This window comes from Staphylococcus borealis (genome assembly GCF_001224225.1).
In the GTDB taxonomy this organism is placed as follows: domain Bacteria; phylum Bacillota; class Bacilli; order Staphylococcales; family Staphylococcaceae; genus Staphylococcus; species Staphylococcus borealis.
In genome coordinates this window covers 441,899-461,949 of record NZ_CUEE01000001.1, presented here as the reverse complement: position 1 = coordinate 461,949, position 20,051 = coordinate 441,899, and the positions used below count along the sequence as shown (strand labels likewise).

Sequence of the window (20,051 nt, the reverse complement as noted above, 5' to 3'; positions counted from 1 at the left end):
AATAAAAGTAGTATAAAGCTATTATCAAATAATTGTTATTTTACGGAATAAGAGGTGGATGCAATTGAATTTAAGTGTTACAAATAGTCCTTTTACAGAAGGGCAAGCGGCACAAATTAATGAACTATTACAAACACTTACGCCTGAACAAAAAGTATGGTTAAGTGGATATTTAGTAGCTAACCAACAAGTAACATCAAATGGAGCGATATCATCACAAACTGCTTCACAGTCAGTTAATCAAGATGGGTTAACGGAAGGTACAGAGGCGATGCTCCAACAAAATGAACCTGTGATTACACCAGAAAAAAGAGCAATCACACTCTTATATGGCTCAGAAACAGGTAATGCACAAGGTCTAGCTGAAATATTTGAAGAGCGACTATCAAATATCGGTCATAACGTGACATTGAAGGCGATGGATGATTTCAAACCTAAGCATCTTAAAAATGTTGAAGATTTATTCATTATTACGTCTACGCAAGGTGAAGGAGATCCGCCTGACAACGCAGCAGAATTACACGAGTTTATTCATGGTCGTAAGGCACCTAAGCTTGAAGGCGTACGCTTCTCAGTGCTTGCTTTAGGTGACCAAACGTATGAATACTTCTGTCAAACAGGTCGCGACTTTGATAGAAAGTTAGATGAATTAGGGGCAGAACGTATTTATGATCGTGTTGATTGTGACGTAGATTATGAAGAAGACGCTGAAAAGTGGATGGCTAACGTTATCAATGCAATTGATACCGCACCGGAAGGCACTCAAAATGAACAAATTGTGAGTGAGTCTATTAAATCAGCGAAAGAGAAGAAATTCTCTAAAGCTAATCCGTATCAAGCAGAGGTCTTAGAAAACATTAATCTTAACGGCCAAGGATCTAATAAAGAAACGCGTCATATTGAGTTTCTATTAGATAACTTCGGTGAAGATTATGAAGTTGGTGACTGTTTAGTCGTGCTACCTCAAAACGATCCGGCATTAGTTGATTTACTAATAAGCACATTAGGTTGGGACCCGAATGATCAAGTTCAAATTTCGGATGAAGGTGACACACTAAGCTTGGAAGAAGCGCTAACGTCTCATTTTGAAATTACGAAGTTAACGAAACCGCTTCTAATCAATGCGGCAGCATTCTTCGAAAATGATGAACTTAAAGAAAAAGTCAATGATAATGAATGGGTTCAAAATTATATTGCAGGTCGTGACTTAATTGATTTATTAAATGACTTTGCGACAACAGAATTGCAACCTGAAAATTTATATCAATTATTAAGAAAATTACCACCTAGAGAATATTCAATTTCAAGTAGCTACGAAGCGCTACCAGATGAAGTGCATATTACAGTTGGTGCTGTCAGATATAACGCGCATGGTCGTGACCGCTCAGGTGTATGTTCCGTTCAATTTGCTGAACGTATTCAACCAGGTGACACAGTACCGATTTACTTAAAACGTAATCCAAACTTTAAGTTCCCTAAAGAGGGCGATACACCAGTAATCATGATTGGTCCTGGTACAGGTGTTGCACCATTTAGAGCTTACATGCAAGAACGCGAAGAACATGGCTTTAAAGGTAATACGTGGTTATTCTTCGGAGACCAGCATTTCACTACGGATTTCTTATACCAAACAGAATGGCAAGAATGGTTGAAAGACGGTGTGCTAGGTAAGATGGATGTGGCCTTCTCACGTGATACAGATGAAAAAGTATACGTCCAACATCGTATTGCTGAACATAGTAAAGAATTTAATGAATGGCTTCAAAATGGTGCTTCAATTTACATTTGTGGTGATGAAAAACATATGGCGAAAGATGTACATGAAGCTATCCGTAGCGTTCTAGTGAAAGAACAACACTTATCTGAAGCGGATGCTGAAGCATATCTTAAACAAATGAAGAAAGACAAACGTTATCAACGCGATGTGTACTAATAGAAAGGGTGGTACTTAATGGCTAAGACAAATAAGCAGATGTCAGATGAACTGGATAAGAAGCTAGATGCTTTAGAATATTTAAAAGACGAAAGTAATTATTTGCGTGGGACAATTGAGCAAGGCTTAGCAGACCCACTTACTGGTGCCATTTCAGATGATGACACTAAACTATTGAAATTCCATGGTAGTTATCAACAAGATGATAGAGATTTACGCGATGAACGTCGTAAACAGAAGTTAGAACCAGCCTATAGCTTTATGATTCGTGTACGTCTACCTGGTGGGACTGCGACACCTGAACAATGGATTGCCATGGATGACATTTCAAACAACTACGCAAATCATACATTGAAATTAACGACACGTCAGACGTTCCAATTTCACGGCATTTTAAAAAGAAATTTAAAAACATCTATGAAGAAAATTAATGAATCAGTACTTGATACGATTGCGGCATGCGGGGACGTGAATCGTAATACAATGTGTAATCCTAATCCATATCAATCACATATTCATAAAGAAATTAACGATTATGCAACTCAAATCAGTGACCATCTATTACCTAAGACGAATGCCTATCATGAAATTTGGTTAGACGGCGAAAAAGTATTAGATTCTTCAGAAGAAATCGAACCAATGTATGGTAAGAAATATTTACCACGTAAATTTAAAATTGGTATTGCACTACCGCCATCTAATGATATTGACGTGTATTCTCAAGATATCGGGCTTATCGGTATTGTTGAAGATGGAACACTTATCGGATTCAATGTCACAATTGGTGGCGGTATGGGTATGACACACGGAAATACCGATACGTACCCACAAGTTGGTCGTTTAGCTGGCTTTGTTCCTAAAGGTAAAGTCGTTGATGTTTGTGAGAAGATCTTAACCATTCAACGTGATTATGGTAATCGTGAGAACCGTAAAAACGCACGATTCAAATATACAGTTGACCGCTTAGGCGTAGATAAGGTTGTCGAAGAATTGAATACGCGTTTAGGTTGGGACATTGAAGATGCGCGCGACTTTGAATTCGAGCACAATGGTGACCGTCTAGGTTGGATAGAAGGTGACGAAGGTGTTTGGAATTATACATTATTCATTCAAAATGGACGCGTGAAAGATACAGAAGATTATCAGTTAAAAACGGCATTACGAAAAATTGCAGAAACACATACGGGCGACTTCAGATTATCTCCAAATCAAAATTTAATTATTGCAAATGTAACTCCTGAGAAAAAAGAAGAAATTCAAAATCTCATCGATCAATATGGTCTTACAGATGGTAAAAATTATACAGGATTAAGACGAAACTCTATGGCGTGCGTTGCATTCCCAACATGCGGTTTAGCTATGGCTGAGTCAGAACGTTATTTACCATCATTAATTTCTAAGATTGAAGATTTATTAGATGAAGCGGGTGTGAATGATGAAGAAATCACAATCCGAATGACAGGGTGTCCAAATGGTTGTGCAAGACCAGCACTTGCAGAAATTGCATTTATTGGTAAAGCACCAGGTAAATATAATATGTATTTAGGCGGTGGCTTCAAAGGTGAACGCTTAAATAAATTGTATAAAGAGAATATTGGAGAACAAGAAATTCTTGAAAGTTTACGTCCAATTCTAATGGACTATGGTAAAGAACGTCTTGAAGGTGAACGCTTCGGTGACTTTGTTATTCGCTCAGGTGTAGTAGCTAAAGTTCATGGCGGACAAGATTTCCATAGTTAAAGTTTGAGATAAGTTGTTTTAAACGGGGTGACAACATGGGGAAAGTTTATCTAGTAGGTGCAGGACCTGGCGATCCTGAGTTACTAACGATTAAAGGTATGAAAGCCATTCAAACGTCAGATGTCATTTTATATGATCGCTTAGTTAATAAAGATATTTTAGAATTAGCTAAACCTGGGACGAAGTTCTTCTATTGTGGTAAAGATCCAAATAAACATTCCTTGCCACAGGAAGAAACCAATCGTATGTTGGTCAATTTAGCGAAAAAAGGTCATGTTATCACTCGTTTAAAAGGTGGTGACCCATTCGTCTTTGGGCGTGGTGGTGAAGAAGCGGAAATCTTGGCACACCATCAAATTCCATTTGAAATCGTGCCAGGCATTACATCTGGTATTGCTGCACCGGCTTATGCAGGTATTCCTGTCACGCATAGAGATTATAGTTCGTCAGTTGCGCTTGTAACGGCGGTGAATAAACCAGGTATGTCTAAAGATGATTATTGGGCACATTTAGCACATGGCCCAGAAACACTGTGTGTGTATATGGGCGTCAAACGCTTACCTGAAATTTGTCAATTACTCATAAATCATGGTAAATCCATAGACACTCCTGTGGCGCTCGTACATTTAGGTACGACATCGTCTCAAAAGACCATCGATGGTACATTAGGGAACATCGTAGAACGCGCTTCAGAAATTCAAAATCCAGCTATGATTATTATTGGTGATGTTGTCCAAATGCGACACAAAATCAGCTGGTTTAAAGAACAAACTTCAGATTTAGAAATGACGTTACCTTAATTTTTAATAAATTAAAATGAAACATAATTAATGTTCAAGGAGGAAGCAATATGAGCAGTATGCCACTTATGATTGATTTACAAGATAAAAAGATTGTCATTGTTGGTGGTGGGAACGTAGCAACGAGACGAGCAACATCTTTAGTAGAATATGGTGCCCGTGTTCATATTGTTAGTCCTTCAATCACCACAGAATTACATACATTACTGCAGCAACAACGTGTCACGTGGTCTGAAAAAGGCTTTGAACCACAAGATATAAGTCACGCATATCTAGTCATTATTGCGACTGATCAACCAGAAGTAAATCAATATGTTAAAGATAGTTTGCCAGAAGGTACGCTATTAAATCATGCGGCTGATGCTTCTGCTGGTGATGTGACGTTTCCTAGTGTGCTGAAACGTGGCAAATTAACCATTAGTGTATCGACTGATGGTGCAAGTCCTAAATTAGGACGACAAATTATATCGACATTGCAAGATACTTATGATGAACGATATGAAAACTATATCGATTTTTTATATGAAAGTAGACAACGTATTAAAGCGTCAACGATAGAGCCATCTAGAAAGCAAGCATTATTACAACATGTATTGTCTGAGGACTATTTGGATGAGGAGAAACAAATTGAATTCATGCGATGGCTTCAATCACAAGTTTAATGTCAGGGGGCATGTGATATATGAGGAAATTATTTATATTTGCATTAGCTGGTTTTTTAGCCCAACTTGTTGATGGATCACTAGGAATGGGATTCGGTGCCTCATCATCTTCCATATTATTAACTTATGGTATTGCACCAGCAATTGTATCGGCGACGGTGCACTTTTCAGAAATAGCGACGACTGCTGCATCCGGAACATCACATTGGAAATTCGAGAATGTGCATAAGCCAACGATGTTAAAGTTAGCGATTCCAGGTGCCATCAGTGGCTTTATTGGTGCAGGTCTACTGACACAAATACATGGAAATTATATTAAACCATATATCGCATTGTTCTTACTTTCAATGGGGTTATATATTTTGTATCAATTTTTATTTAAAAGAAATAAAGAAATCCATACGCATGTTGGTAAGTTAAGTAGCTTTAAACTAGTACCTCAAGGTGCCATCGCTGGATTCTTAGATGCAATTGGTGGCGGCGGTTGGGGACCCGTTAATACACCTTTGTTATTAGCGAGTCACAAGATACAACCACGGTATGCGATTGGTACAGTATCCGCGAGTGAGTTTTTTGTAACATTATCAACGTCATTAAGTTTCATCATCTTCTTAGGTATTACACAAATTAATTGGTGGTTTGTGATTGCATTAAGTGTTGGTGGCATGGTGGCGGCACCTATTTCAGCTTACTTAACTAAGATATTACCTATTAATATTTTGGCCATTTGTGTGGGTGGATTAATCATCTTCACCAATAGCAACGCATTAATGACGTATTTTGTACATGATGACACAATTACAAATGTTGTAAGATTCGCAATTGTTTGTGCGATTGTGATACTTGTTATTATCACTGTCATTCGCAACAAAAAATTGTCTTTTTCTTATAAATAAAACCGAGTAAACTAATCTAATTAATTGGAAAAGGGGTTATCAATAATGGCAACACATGAACAGATTATTAATTATACGATTAAACCACATGGTGGCGAGTTAATTAACCGTGTAGTAGAAGGCGAAGAAAGAGCACATCTTCTTGAAGCAGCACAATCTTATAAAGTGATTACGTTGAATCCTTGGTCAATTTCTGACTTAGAATTAATCGGCATTGGTGGTTTTAGTCCATTAACAGGATTTATGGGCGAAGCGGATTATACTAAAGTAGTTGAAACAACACATCTTGAAAATGGATTAGTGTGGAGTATTCCGATTACATTACCAGTTACTGAAGAAGAAGCGGATAAATTAGCTATTGGCGATGACATCGCTTTATATGGCGAAGATGGTGAATTATATGGCACATTGAAATTAGAAGAAAAATATACGTATGATAAGACTAAAGAAGCGAAAAATGTCTACGGTACAACAGATGACGCCCATCCAGGTGTTAAAAAAGTGTATGACAAAGGTAATGTGTATCTAGCAGGTCCAATTCAATTAATCAATCGACCTAAACATGATGAATTCTCTGATTTCCATTTAGATCCAGCAGAAACACGTCAATTATTCCATGATTTAGGATGGAAGACTGTCGTAGGTTTCCAAACAAGAAATCCTGTTCATCGTGCACATGAATATATCCAAAAATCTGCATTAGAAATTGTAGATGGTTTGTTACTTAACCCATTAGTAGGAGAAACGAAAGCAGACGATATTCCAGCAGATGTTCGTATGGAAAGTTATCAAGCTATTTTAAAGAACTATTTCCCTCAAGATAGAGCGCGTTTAGTCATTTATCCAGCAGCAATGCGTTATGCTGGACCACGTGAAGCGATTCTACATGCGACCGTACGTAAGAACTATGGTTGCACACACTTCATTGTAGGTCGTGACCATGCAGGTGTAGGCGATTATTACGGCACATATGAAGCACAAGAATTAATTTCTCAGTTTGAAGATGAATTAGATATTCAAATATTGAAATTTGAGCATGCCTTTTATTGTGAAAAATGCGGCAACATGGCTACAGCTAAAACTTGCCCACATGACGCATCAGAACATGTTCACTTAAGTGGTACGAAAGTAAGAGAAAAATTAAGAAACGGTGAATCATTACCTACTAAATTCTCTAGACCTGAAGTAGCGGAAGTCTTAATTAAAGGTTTAAAACAAAATTAATTCGGAGGGGTTAACATGAGTCAATCAACGAATATTACATGGCACGATTCTGAAGTTACCAAGTCAGATAGACAACAACAAAATGGTCATAAAAGTGTAGTGATATGGTTTACAGGATTATCAGGCTCTGGGAAATCAACCGTATCCGTTGCACTTGAAAAAGCATTGTTCCAATTAGGGAAGCATTCCTATCGCTTAGACGGAGATAACGTTCGTCACGGTTTAAATAACAACTTAGGCTTCAGTCCAGAAGATCGTAAGGAAAATATTCGACGTATCGGTGAAGTGAGTAAATTGCTTGTAGATGCAGGTACAATTGCTATTACAGCTTTTATCTCGCCGTACAGAGCCGACCGTGATGACGTTCGCGCGATTTTAGAGGATGGCGAATTCATTGAAGTATATACAGCATGCAGCGTTGAAGCATGTGAACAACGTGACCCTAAAGGTCTTTATAAAAAGGCACGCGCTGGCGAAATCAAAGAATTCACAGGTATTAGTGCACCATATGAAGTACCACATCAACCAGAAATTACTATTGATACTGAACATCAAAGTGTAGAAGCATCAGTTAATACAATTATTGAATACTTGAAAGAAAAGCAATATATTTAATGAAAGCAAGCGTATTGTCAGTTATTTTGAAATTGGCAATACGCTTTTTAATTGTCAATGTTGAGAGAACTACAAATTTCAAAAATATATCGCGGTATGTCCATCTTTTACAATGAGTCTGGGACATAAATAATATAATAATGCTATTTAGCAAATTAGCAGTAGTTGACTGAACTGAGAAGGCGCTTAAATCAAGCTTTTCTCAGTTCTAGTCACCTTTGCAGGGGTGGGACGACGAATTTAAAAGAATTCTGTCCCACTCCCATTCTTATGCTTATGATTATATATCATCCACTCTAAAATGACTTCCCGCTATTATGAGAAAACGCTTCACACTTCCCACTTTTCATGAAATAAAACATGTCTAAAATAATCAGATAAATTACAAAGCGTGTGAATACACTGTTGATTAACGTGCTATAAGTCTTGGCACAGGCGTGTTTTACAAGTTGTAATATAAGTCTATGTTTATTACATACGAAGTAAAATTATTATGATTCATTTACAAAGCCTTAACATTCCACACAAACCGTTGTGTGTCTGTTAGAGTATGTCTTGTCGTTAATTAGCGAAGAAAAAATTACTTAAAAACATTTTGAATTGAATGATTTAAAATTTCTAATATGTCAATTGCAGGTAGCCACGAGATAAAAAGCTTTAAACATTCTAGGAGGATATTTAATTATGAAAAAGATCGCTACAGCTACAATCGCAACAGCAGGTATTGCAACATTTGGATTAGCACATCAGGATGCAGACGCAGCGGAAAATAATAATGGATATAACCCTAATGACCCATATTCATACAGTTACACATACACAATTGACCAACAAGGTAATTACCATTATCAATGGCAAGGTAACTGGAGCCCAGCTCAAGCGCAACAAAGTGGTCAACAATACACTGGCAACCAAGCAGTAAACAATACACAATCATACAATAACTACAATTACAACTACAATAACAATCAATCTAGCCAAAATACACAATCTTACACAGCAAACAATAATGCTGGTGGCGGTTTAGGTGCTAACTATTCAACTTCAGATCGTAACGTTAAAGTAACAACTCAAAACGCACCAACTACTCAATCAACAAGCTCAAGTAGTGCAGCATTATCAGGTAAATCAAGTGGCGGTGCAAACCTATACACTGCTGGTCAATGTACGTATTATGTATATGACAAAGTAGGCGGTAAAATTGGTAGCACTTGGGGCAACGCAAATAACTGGGCAACTGCAGCTGCTGCAGATGGCTATACAGTTAACAACACACCTAAAGCAGGTGCAGTAATGCAAACGTCTCAAGGTGCATACGGTCACGTTGCATACGTTGAAAGTGTTAACGCTGACGGTTCAGTTAAAGTTTCAGAAATGAACTATAACGGTGGACCTGGTGTCGTATCATCACGTACAATCTCAGCTAGCCAAGCTGGTTCATATAACTACATTTCATAATTTGAAATCATTTTAACCACGATGTCTAATCTAACGGCGTCGTGGTTTTTTCTTTTTGGAAAAGGGCATGTCAAGATAGCGCATCGTGTGATTGAAGCGGAGGTATAACGGGAAACATAATAATAAGTGAAATTAATATTAGATTGTATATGTGAATCGTAAAGGAGGGTGACTAAAGATGACGTTTGATGTAATCAAATGGATTATATTAGCATTAATTATCATCGTAACGATTGCGGTGATATGTGGCCTTATTTGGGGATCATTACTAGAAGAACGTGCGTATGATAAGCGTTCAAAAAAAGAAAAGCGTAAAGAAACTGAGAAAAATGTAGAAATGGCTAAAGGTCATACTGAAGATAAAGAAATCGAGGGTGATTACGAAGCGGCCCCAATTAAAAAAGGAACACTCAAAGATGACCATCCAAAATAATAGATAATATCGACCTTGAAAGATGCTAGAAGCAGCATACTTTCAAGGTTTTTTAGAGTGGGATAATAGTTAATTGAAATGAGTATGTCAGAATGTGAGTTCACATTTTATTTACATTTAATATTTTAAATTATCTACAATTCTATACTTTTGACATCTGCAAGTGATAAACTATTTATGTTAAAAAAATCACAATAATTTTCAGAAAAGTTAGGAGCTTTCATCATGCTACTGTTTGTAGTAGAAATCATCATAATGATACTAGCTATATTATTAGGGCTTCGTGCGGCTGGTGCATTAGGGTGTGGTATCTTCGCCATTGTGGCACAACTCATAATGATCTTTGGCTTTCAATTGCCCCCAGGTTCAGCGCCTGTTACTGCAGTATTAATTATTTTATCCATTGGTATCGCTGGTGGTACCTTGCAAGCTACAGGAGGTATTGACTATTTAGTCTTTCTCGCTTCCAAAGTTATCGAACGCTTTCCAAGATCGATTATTTTTATAGCGCCAATGATTGTCTTTTTATTTGTGTTTGGCGTAGGTACAGCAAATATTGCGTTATCCTTAGAACCTATTATTGCCAAAACTGCGGTTAAGGCTAATATACAACCTAAGCGACCGCTTACTGCTTCTGTATTGACTGCTAATTTAGCTTTATTATGTAGTCCGGCAGCATCAGCAACAGCCTACATTATTTCGGTAATGGCAGGTTATCATATATCGATGGGACAATATTTAAGTATTGTATTACCTACAGCGATTATTACAATGCTAATGTTAAGTGTCTTTTGTACGTTTGTCGGTCGAAAGACATCAGTTACGCCGAGTGAAATGGCGCATACACCTGAAGTATCTGTTAAACAATCATTTTCAACTAAAACTAAATTAGGTGTAGTTAGCTTTTTACTATGTGTGTCAGCAATATTAACATTTGGTATCTTTCCAAATTTAATGCCAGCCTTTAACGTCGATGGTGAACAAGTTAACGTAACAATGACAGAAATTGTACAGTTCTTTATGTATTTGAGTGTTGCGATTAATCTATTAATGATGAAGATTAATACGAGTGATATCTTGTCTTCCAATATTGCACAATCCGCTATTGGTGCACTCTTTGCAGTACTCGGACCTGGCTGGTTAGGTGCAACTGTATTTAACGCACCTCAAAACTTAAAAATTATTCAAGAGGATATCGGACAAACAATCCAATCTATACCTTGGTTAGTCATTGTCTTAGTTGCTGTAGTGGCGATGATCGTCATCTCTCAAACTGCAACCGCATCGATTATGGTGCCAATTGTTATGAGTATGGGCATTCCACCAATGTACTTTATTGCAATGGTGCAAACGCTCAATGTCAACTTCGTTATTCCTGCACAACCAACGCTATTATTTGCGGTTAATTTAGATGAGACTGGACGTACACGAGCAACAAGTTTCATTATTCCAGGATTCTTTGCGATTGGCGTATCGATTATAGTTGGATTCTTAATAAAATCGATATTAGGATTTTAAATATAGAGACTACAAATTTTTGGGCGACATGCTCGATGATTTGTAGTCTTTTTTAGGAGTAAAATGAGAAATTTAAAAAATGTTAAATAAATATAAATTCATTATAAGGGTATGATTATGCAAAAATAATACAAAATAAAATTTGTTAAATACGTTAAGTTTAAATTTAACGCTGTTGTTATAGCAATTTCTAAAGCTTTAAAATATGTCTGAAATATATATTTATTCAATAAACTGAAAAGTATAATTTGAATGTAATTTGCATTTTTATTTAATTTTAGATATCGTCAATATGTGAATAAACCGTGACAAGAAAGTGGTTTTTTAATTTTTATCGAAACAACTATTTTGAGGAGGAACATAATTGAAACGAGAAAAAATTATGGATTGGCCGACTTTTATAGGGACGGTAGTCGTATTACTTGTGGCTGTTACACCGATGATGATTTTTCCGGAAGCCAGTGAAAAAGTAATTACTGATATCAACAGTGCGATATCCAATTCAATTGGATCAGTGTATTTATTTATGGGATTAGCCGTTTTATTCTTTGTATTATATATTGCGTTCGGTCGCTACGGTAATGTGACGCTTGGAAAAGCAACGGATAGACCTGAATTTAATAACTTCAGTTGGGCGTCTATGTTATTCTGTGCAGGTATTGGATCAGACATATTATATTGGGGTGTCATTGAGTGGGCTTTCTATTATCAAGTGCCACCAAATGGTGCAAAAGCGATGTCAGATGAAGCACTTACATATGCCACGCAATATGGTATGTTCCATTGGGGACCAATCGCATGGGCGATTTATGTCTTACCAGCACTACCTATTGGTTATTTAGTATTCGTTAAGAAACAACCTATTTACAAAATTAGTCAAGCATGTCGTCCAGTTCTTAAAGGACAAACAGATAAATTTTTAGGTAAATTAGTAGATATATTATTCATTTTCGGACTACTTGGCGGGGCTGCAACATCACTTGCGCTCGGTGTTCCTATGATTTCTGCAGGTATTGAGAAATTGACAGGTATCGATGGCGAAAATATGGTTGTACGTTCAATTATCTTATTGACAATCACAGTTGTGTTTGCAGTAAGTTCCTATTCTGGTCTGAAAAAGGGAATTCAAAAATTAAGTGATGTTAACGTATGGTTATCATTCTTATTACTAGGCTTTGTGTTTATCGTGGGTCCTACCATTTTCATAATGGAAACGACAATTACAAGTTTTGGTAATATGCTAAGAGACTTCTTCCATATGGCTACTTGGATGGAACCTTTCGGTGGAATTGAAGGACGCAAAGAAACTAACTTCCCACAAGATTGGACGATATTCTATTGGTCATGGTGGTTAGTATACGCACCATTTATCGGTCTGTTTATAGCGCGTATTTCAAAAGGACGACGCCTTAAAGAAGTTATTTTAGGTACGATTATTTATGGTACATTAGGTTGTCTATTGTTCTTTGGTATCTTTGGTAACTATGCAGTGTACTTACAGATTACAGGCGAATTTAATGTGATTAACTTTTTAAATACGCATGGTACTGAAGCGACGATTATTCAAGTAATGCATCAATTGCCATTCTCAACATTGATTGTTGTATTATTCTTGATTTCTGCTTTCTTATTCTTAGCAACAACATTTGATTCAGGTTCATATATTTTAGCTGCTGCATCACAGAAAAAAGTTGTTGGCGAACCATTAAAAGCTAACCGTCTATTTTGGGCATTTGCGTTATGTTTATTACCTTTCTCACTGATGTTAGTTGGAGGAGAACGTGCACTTGAGGTATTGAAAACTGCATCTATCTTAGCGAGTGTGCCATTAATTGTGATATTTATCTTTATGATGATTTCATTTATTATTACGCTTAATAGAGACCGGATTAAACTGGAAACAAGGGCAGATAAGCATAAAGAAATTGAACGACGTTCATTACGTATTGTTCAAGTTAAAGAAGAACCACATGATGATAACTTATAAATAATAAAAAGCTAGAAGATTTTCGAAGTGTCATACTTTCGAAAATCTTCTAGCTTTTTTAAATATCTTCTTTTTCTGGAATTGGGTAATGTTCGAAGATTTGGCCACTTTCAATCGCGTTACTTAAGTTTTCAAGCCATTTACAATATTGCTTTGTATGATCCAATTGTGCTTGGATTTTATCAACTTCTGCTTTAGATGCTTCATCTAAGTCAGCGTTTTTTAATATTTCATCTAACAATAATTGCGCTTTTTCAACGGCTTCTAAGTTCGTGTCAACTTCACGTTCCCATTTTTGTGTAAAAAAGTTTCGGAAAAATTGGAAGAAGTTCTTCTCTGCAATGAAGTGTTGCTTTCTGCTGCCACGAGTGAATTGCTGTTTCACAATATCAAATTCTTGTAGTTTCTTGACACCAGCACTCATGCTCGGCTTGCTCATTTGCAAATGTTCACGCATCTCATCAAGCGTCATACTGCCTTCAAAGACCATTGTGCCGTATAGATTACCGACGCTACGGTTTGTACCATACAAATCCATTGTTTCACCGATTGAATTGATAACAAGATCTTTTGCTTCTTCAATTTTTTGGTCATAATTCGTTGAACGTGCCATGGTGCACCTCCATTGTTACTTATTAGTTTTTTAAAGAGAAATAAACGAAGACGTTCATTTTTCAATTCTAAATCATTATAAAGTGTTTGGTGAAAAGTTTCAAAATCGCATATTTATTATTAGCACTTTTGACACTGTATTTTCAAGTCTATCTCAAAAATTGTGTCGTTTTATATCGTTTGCAAGGCTATGAAAAGTATGATAACCTAGTTCTGTAAAATTCGTTAAATAAAAATTTAACAAAATTAACGGAGGTCGTTTGATGGAACTTGTAGAGAAATTGTCTAACCGTCAGTATATCGATGGTGAATGGGTAGAAAGTTCAAATAAAAATACAAGAGATATTATTAATCCTTATAACCAAGAAGTTATCTTTACGGTTGCAGAAGGTACTGCTGAAGATGCAGAAAGAGCAATACTTGCAGCACGTCGCGCATTTGAAGATGCCGAGTGGTCATTAGAAACAAGTGAAGTCAGAGGTAAAAAAGTAAGAGCGATTGCAGATAAAATTACAGAGCATCGTGATGAATTAGCTAAATTAGAAACATTAGATACTGGTAAAACATTAGGAGAATCATATGCAGATATGGATGACATCGCCAATGTATTTACTTATTTCGCTGGATTAGCAGATAAAGATGGTGGCGAAATCATCAATTCACCAATTCCAAACACTGAAAGTAAGGTCGTTAAGGAACCTGTTGGTGTCGTAACACAAATCACACCTTGGAATTATCCATTACTTCAAGCTTCATGGAAGATTGCACCAGCATTAGCAACAGGATGCTCACTTGTTATGAAGCCAAGTGAAATCACACCGTTAACTACAATTCGTGTATTCGAATTGATGGAAGAAGTTGGCTTCCCTAAAGGTGTTATCAACTTAGTATTAAGTAGTGGTGAAGAGATCGGAGATACACTATCAGGTCATGAAGAAGTAGATTTAGTTTCATTCACAGGCGGCATTGAAACAGGTAAACATATCATGAAGAATGCTGCTAATCATGTTACTAACATTGCATTAGAACTTGGTGGTAAGAATCCTAATATTATTTTTGATGATGCTGACTTTGAAGTTGCAGTGGATCAAGCCTTGAATGGTGGTTACTTCCACGCAGGTCAAGTATGTTCAGCAGGGTCACGTATTTTAGTACACAACAATATTAAAGACGACTTTGAGAAGGCGTTAATTGATCGTGTAGGTAAAATCAAACTTGGTAATGGTTTCGATGATGATACTGAAATGGGACCTGTAATTTCTACAGAACACCGCAGTAAGATTGAAAACTACATGGAAATTGCAAAAGAAGATGGCGCTACAATCGCAATTGGCGGTAAACGCCCAGAACGAGAAGATTTACAAGCTGGCTTGTTCTTTGAACCAACAGTAATCACTGATTGTGATACGTCAATGCGTATCGTTCAAGAAGAAGTATTTGGTCCAGTTGTGACTGTTGAAGGATTTGATAGTGAAGAAGAAGCAATTAAATTAGCTAATGACTCTATTTATGGTTTAGCAGGTGCAGTCTTCACTAAAGATATCGGTAAAGCACAACGTGTAGCCAATAAATTAAAACTTGGTACAGTTTGGATTAATGATTTCCATCCATACTTCGCACAAGCACCATGGGGTGGTTATAAACAATCAGGTATTGGACGTGAACTAGGTAAAGAAGGATTAGAAGAATATTTAACTAGTAAACATATTTTAACGAATACAAATCCTGAGCCAGTGAACTTCTTTAGCAAATAACAAATCCATGCAAGAGCGATAGAGTCGTAATATAAATCAACTATGCGACTCTATTTATTTGAGTTATAAAGTTGTACGTATCGAACTTAAAAGCATGAAATATAAAGACATCATAATCAATTTAAGGGAGGACGAATTTATAATGAGTAAAAAGAAATCATATGATTACGTCATTATTGGTGGCGGTAGTGCCGGTTCAGTATTAGGTAATCGTTTAACAGAAGATAAAGATAAAGATGTATTAGTGTTAGAGGCAGGACGTAGTGACTATCCTTGGGATTTATTCATTCAAATGCCAGCAGCGTTAATGTTCCCATCAGGTAATCGTTTCTACGATTGGATTTATCAAACAGAAGAAGAACCACATATGGGACGTAAAGTAGACCATGCACGTGGTAAAGTTCTTGGTGGCTCTAGTTCAATAAACGGTATGATTTACCAAAGAGGTAACCCAATGGACTATGAAGGTTGGGCTGAACCAGAAGGTATGGAATCATGGGACTATGCACATTGCTTACCATACTTTAAACGTCTAGAGAAAACATACGGTGCTACACCATTTGACCAATTCAGAGGTCATCACGGTCCAATTAAATTGAAACGTGGTCCAGCAACTAATCCATTATTTAAATCATTCTTTGATGCAGGTGTAGAAGCGGGATACCACAAAACAAAAGACGTTAACGGTTATAGACAAGAAGGATTTGGACCTTTTGATAGCCAAGTGCATAACGGACGTCGTGTATCAGCATCAAGAGCCTACTTACACCCAGCAATGAAACGTAAAAATTTAACTGTTAAAACACGTGCATTTGTCACTAAAATCCATTTCGATGGTAACAAAGCAACAGGTGTAACATTTAAACGTAATGGTAGATACCATACGGTTGATGCAGGTGAAGTTATATTATCTGGTGGTGCGTTCAATACACCTCAATTATTACAATTATCAGGTATTGGTGACGCAGAATTCTTGAAATCTAAAGGAATCGAACCACGTATGCATTTACCAGGTGTCGGAGAAAACTTCGAAGACCACTTAGAAGTATATATTCAACATGAATGTAAAGAACCAGTGTCATTACAACCAAGCTTAGATGTTAAACGTATGCCATGGATTGGTTTACAATGGATATTTGCACGTAAAGGTGCTGCAGCATCAAACCACTTTGAAGGTGGTGCTTTCGTAAGATCTAACAACCAAGTTGCTTATCCAAACTTAATGTTCCACTTCTTACCGATTGCTGTAAGATATGACGGACAAAAAGCACCAGTAGCACATGGTTATCAAGTACACGTAGGACCAATGTATTCAAACTCACGTGGTAGCTTAAAAATTAAATCAAAAGACCCATTTGAAAAACCAAGTATTGTCTTTAATTACCTTTCAACAAAAGAAGACGAACAAGAGTGGGTTGAAGCAATTCGAGTAGCTAGAAATATCTTAGCGCAAAAAGCAATGGATCCATTCAATGGCGGTGAAATTTCACCAGGACCATCCGTACAAACAGATGAAGAAATCTTAGATTGGGTACGTAAAGATGGTGAAACAGCATTGCATCCATCATGTAGTGCTAAAATGGGACCTGCATCAGATCCAATGGCAGTTGTAGACCCATTAACTATGAAAGTTCATGGTATGGAAAATTTACGTGTTGTTGATGCATCAGCAATGCCTCGTACAACAAATGGTAATATTCATGCACCTGTATTAATGCTCGCTGAAAAAGCAGCAGATATCATCCGTGGTAGAAAACCATTAGAACCACAATATGTTGATTATTACAAACATGGTGTGAGTGATGAGAACGCTGGTGCAATGGAATTTGATCCATATTATCAACACTAATTGTAAAACAGTAAATTAATACTAAAAAATAGAAAAAGAAGATAACTTAGGGAGCGGGACGCTGAATTCAAAATGAATTCTGTTCCGCTCCCAATTTGCTTTTTAATACCTTATTTAATCCGTTTAGTATTGTATCTCATGTTTTCAATCTTCATAGACATTGAATTTTGATATGATAGTTAAGAAGAAGTGGTTTAGAAGGGTGGATGAAGACCTCTTGAATACAAATTATGAAATCACGTTCGACACGAAAAAAGAAGATGTCGCTTCTGATTACTTATCATTGAACTTAATATTAAAAGGCAATGTTACTTGTCAAAGTGAGAATCAAAATAGACAATATCACGTTGGCGATTTAATTTTAATTAATAGCTATCAAAATTTTTTGATTCTAGATGATACAGATGTTAGCTATATGTCACTACGACTGTCAAATAAGTATTTCTCTCATTATATTGAAGATAAAAATATTTATTTTCACTTTGAAGAGGTATCTCAGAAAATACATAATGATATTAAAACGTTATTGGCTAAAGTAGGCATTACCTATTTAAGGAAAGGGAAGTTTCATCAACTGCATATGGATCAAATGATGATTCAATTAATCGAGATGCTAGTGAAATTTATTCCGTATCAGTCAAGACAAGAAATGATACATGAGCAAAATAAAGATGACGTTTTTGCTAGTCTTGCCTCAGAATTTATTAATCAACATTACATGGAACATATCGGTTTAGATGATTTAGCAGACTATATCAATTTATCTAGTTCATATACGTCACGTTTATTCACAAAGAAATTAGGAACGTCGTTTAATAGTTATCTTAATAAAGTTAGAACGAGAAATGCTGAACATGATTTAAAATATACTGATATTTCAATTACCGATGTTGCTTTGGGGAATGGATTCTCCAATTCGACATCTTTAGCTAAAAACTTTAAATTATGGTATCACATGACGCCAAGTGACTATCGTAAGCAATATCATGTTGAAGATAGCCACCAATCGGATATTAAACCAATGAATAAGCAAAGTATCAGACGGTATATTCAATATTTATCGTCGTTTGTGAATAATCAAATGGATGTCGTCATTCAATCAGCAGAACCTCAAAAGGAAATTGACATCCAGTTAGATGACAGTCTTGGTCACTTAAATAAATATAACCATATCGTTCAAATAGGGAGTATTGTTAATTTGCGGGTACATCGCTATAGAGAACAGTTATTAGAAGTAAAAGATAGAATTGGATTAGATACGGTTCTTGTACAAGATTTTGTTAACGATAACGCTTGGAAAGAGCATGTTGTCGCATCAGATGAAATTATTCCGCATAGCCATCAATATATGACGTTAGATGAATGTTTATTATTTTTAATGAATCACCAAATACATTTGAGTATTCGTCTGAGACCGCCACGTAGCGCTTCAGCATTTCAATCGTATTGTGCACATTGGATAGAGATTCTTAAACATTTTATAAATATGACCACACACAGTAGTAGCATGCAACTATCAGTGATTATAGATGCCATTGAGTTGAAACAATATGTACAATTATATGACGTATTTAAACATTATATTTCTAACGTGAAATTTATTGTGCATGACCAAGACGTTAGTGATAAGAAGGATAATTTGAAACAATTATTTAAAGATCACGCTGAAAAGGTGCATATGTTAGCGTTCGAAGCCAATCAGAATGACGTCGTTAATTTAGAAGTGTCTGAAGATATACAGTATCAATATGCGAAAAATCATATTAACGAAACAGTAGAAGCCTTACTCGAATGGCTTCCAGCCAATCATAAAGCGATTCCACTTATGTTGCTGAATTGGAATACTTTAACCGGCAATTCTAATTTGACAAATGGCGAGTATTTTAGAGCGGGTATTATATTTAAACAGTTATTAGATATCAATGAGAAAGTGTGCACAGTAGGCTACTGGTTGAACTACGAATTACATCAAAAGTATGGTGTCATGAATGAACATCGTCTGATGGGAATTGATTTATATCATCAATTTGATGGCAAGCGACCTGCATTCTTTACAAGTAATTTCTTTAGAATGTTGCAATCTCATGTGAGATTCCGCAATGAGGAATGTATGGTTGTGGGTGATGATACGCATCTTCAAATCGTTGTGTGGGATGCTGATCATTATAATCCATATTACACTATTTCAGAACAGCCTAATGTAATGGAGAAACGGAACTTTAAACTTGAAATTAAAGACCTTCAAAGTGGTCTATATAAAGTTAAACACTATACGTTAGATAAAGAGAATGGCGCGTTATATCGTGTATGGCAACAACATAATACAACGTATGGTATGGACCAAGAAACGATTGATTACGTGAACCGTATTTCATACCCTAGATTAGATATTTCAGAACTAGAAGTAGCGGAAACACTAACATATCATTTAAAAGTAATGACGAACTCCATCCATATCATAGAAATAAATAAATACGTATAATTAGGAGAATGACAAAAATGTATCATTAATTTTTGTCATTCTCCTTTTTAAATTAAAAAATTAAACAATTTGGTGTCTAAGAGGACAT

The 20,051-nt window shown here is 36.2% G+C and carries 15 protein-coding genes; 14 read left to right on the top strand and 1 reads right to left on the bottom strand.

What is annotated here, in order from left to right:
- The first annotated feature begins 64 nt into the window (after positions 1-64).
- The 11 genes from AK212_RS02250 to AK212_RS02200 all read left to right on the top strand — a co-directional run bounded on the left by AK212_RS02250 (position 65) and on the right by AK212_RS02200 (position 13,266).
- Entirely contained in the window at positions 65-1,933 is a 1,869-nt protein-coding gene (locus tag AK212_RS02250) for an assimilatory sulfite reductase (NADPH) flavoprotein subunit (RefSeq protein ID WP_053028934.1), read from the top strand.
- Between the two features lie 18 nt (positions 1,934-1,951).
- The gene (gene cysI / locus AK212_RS02245; protein WP_053028932.1) at positions 1,952-3,673 is read left to right on the top strand and encodes an assimilatory sulfite reductase (NADPH) hemoprotein subunit; all 1,722 of its coding nucleotides are present in this window, start codon (positions 1,952-1,954) and stop codon (positions 3,671-3,673) included.
- A 35-nt stretch (positions 3,674-3,708) separates the two neighbouring features.
- Complete coding sequence (gene cobA / locus AK212_RS02240) at positions 3,709-4,473, top strand: uroporphyrinogen-III C-methyltransferase (RefSeq protein ID WP_053028930.1); 765 nt, start codon at positions 3,709-3,711, stop codon at positions 4,471-4,473.
- Between the two features lie 50 nt (positions 4,474-4,523).
- Positions 4,524-5,135, top strand: a complete 612-nt coding sequence (locus AK212_RS02235; RefSeq protein WP_053028928.1) for an NAD(P)-binding protein — start codon at positions 4,524-4,526, stop codon at positions 5,133-5,135.
- Between the two features lie 20 nt (positions 5,136-5,155).
- Positions 5,156-6,031, top strand: a complete 876-nt coding sequence (locus AK212_RS02230; RefSeq protein WP_053028926.1) for a sulfite exporter TauE/SafE family protein — start codon at positions 5,156-5,158, stop codon at positions 6,029-6,031.
- 45 nt (positions 6,032-6,076) lie between these two features.
- Positions 6,077-7,255 (top strand): sulfate adenylyltransferase, encoded by a 1,179-nt coding sequence (gene sat / locus AK212_RS02225; RefSeq protein WP_053028924.1) that lies wholly within the window; start codon positions 6,077-6,079, stop codon positions 7,253-7,255.
- Between the two features lie 15 nt (positions 7,256-7,270).
- Positions 7,271-7,870: an adenylyl-sulfate kinase gene (cysC, locus tag AK212_RS02220; protein ID WP_053028922.1), complete on the top strand. Its 600-nt coding sequence runs from the start codon at positions 7,271-7,273 to the stop codon at positions 7,868-7,870.
- A 684-nt stretch (positions 7,871-8,554) separates the two neighbouring features.
- Positions 8,555-9,328 (top strand): CHAP domain-containing protein, encoded by a 774-nt coding sequence (locus AK212_RS02215; protein WP_053028921.1) that lies wholly within the window; start codon positions 8,555-8,557, stop codon positions 9,326-9,328.
- A 178-nt stretch (positions 9,329-9,506) separates the two neighbouring features.
- Complete coding sequence (locus AK212_RS02210; protein WP_053028920.1) at positions 9,507-9,761, top strand: hypothetical protein; 255 nt, start codon at positions 9,507-9,509, stop codon at positions 9,759-9,761.
- A 225-nt stretch (positions 9,762-9,986) separates the two neighbouring features.
- Entirely contained in the window at positions 9,987-11,279 is a 1,293-nt protein-coding gene (locus tag AK212_RS02205; protein WP_053028919.1) for an anaerobic C4-dicarboxylate transporter family protein, read from the top strand.
- 364 nt (positions 11,280-11,643) lie between these two features.
- Positions 11,644-13,266, top strand: a complete 1,623-nt coding sequence (locus AK212_RS02200) for a BCCT family transporter (RefSeq protein ID WP_053028918.1) — start codon at positions 11,644-11,646, stop codon at positions 13,264-13,266.
- 58 nt (positions 13,267-13,324) lie between these two features.
- Here AK212_RS02200 and cudC read toward each other — a convergent pair whose 3' ends face one another.
- Positions 13,325-13,879: a choline uptake/conversion transcriptional regulator CudC gene (gene cudC / locus AK212_RS02195; RefSeq protein WP_053028917.1), complete on the bottom strand. Its 555-nt coding sequence runs from the start codon at positions 13,877-13,879 to the stop codon at positions 13,325-13,327.
- A 262-nt stretch (positions 13,880-14,141) separates the two neighbouring features.
- On the opposite strand from cudC, the gene betB reads away from it, so the two are divergent.
- The 3 genes from betB to aryK all read left to right on the top strand — a co-directional run bounded on the left by betB (position 14,142) and on the right by aryK (position 19,963).
- Positions 14,142-15,632, top strand: coding sequence for a betaine-aldehyde dehydrogenase (gene betB, locus AK212_RS02190; RefSeq protein ID WP_053028916.1), 1,491 nt, complete (start codon positions 14,142-14,144; stop codon positions 15,630-15,632).
- Positions 15,633-15,771: 139 nt separating this feature from the next.
- The gene (gene betA, locus AK212_RS02185; protein ID WP_107629243.1) at positions 15,772-17,481 is read left to right on the top strand and encodes a choline dehydrogenase; all 1,710 of its coding nucleotides are present in this window, start codon (positions 15,772-15,774) and stop codon (positions 17,479-17,481) included.
- A 217-nt stretch (positions 17,482-17,698) separates the two neighbouring features.
- The gene (gene aryK / locus AK212_RS02180; RefSeq protein WP_053029058.1) at positions 17,699-19,963 is read left to right on the top strand and encodes a transcriptional regulator AryK; all 2,265 of its coding nucleotides are present in this window, start codon (positions 17,699-17,701) and stop codon (positions 19,961-19,963) included.
- Positions 19,964-20,051: the final 88 nt, after the last annotated feature.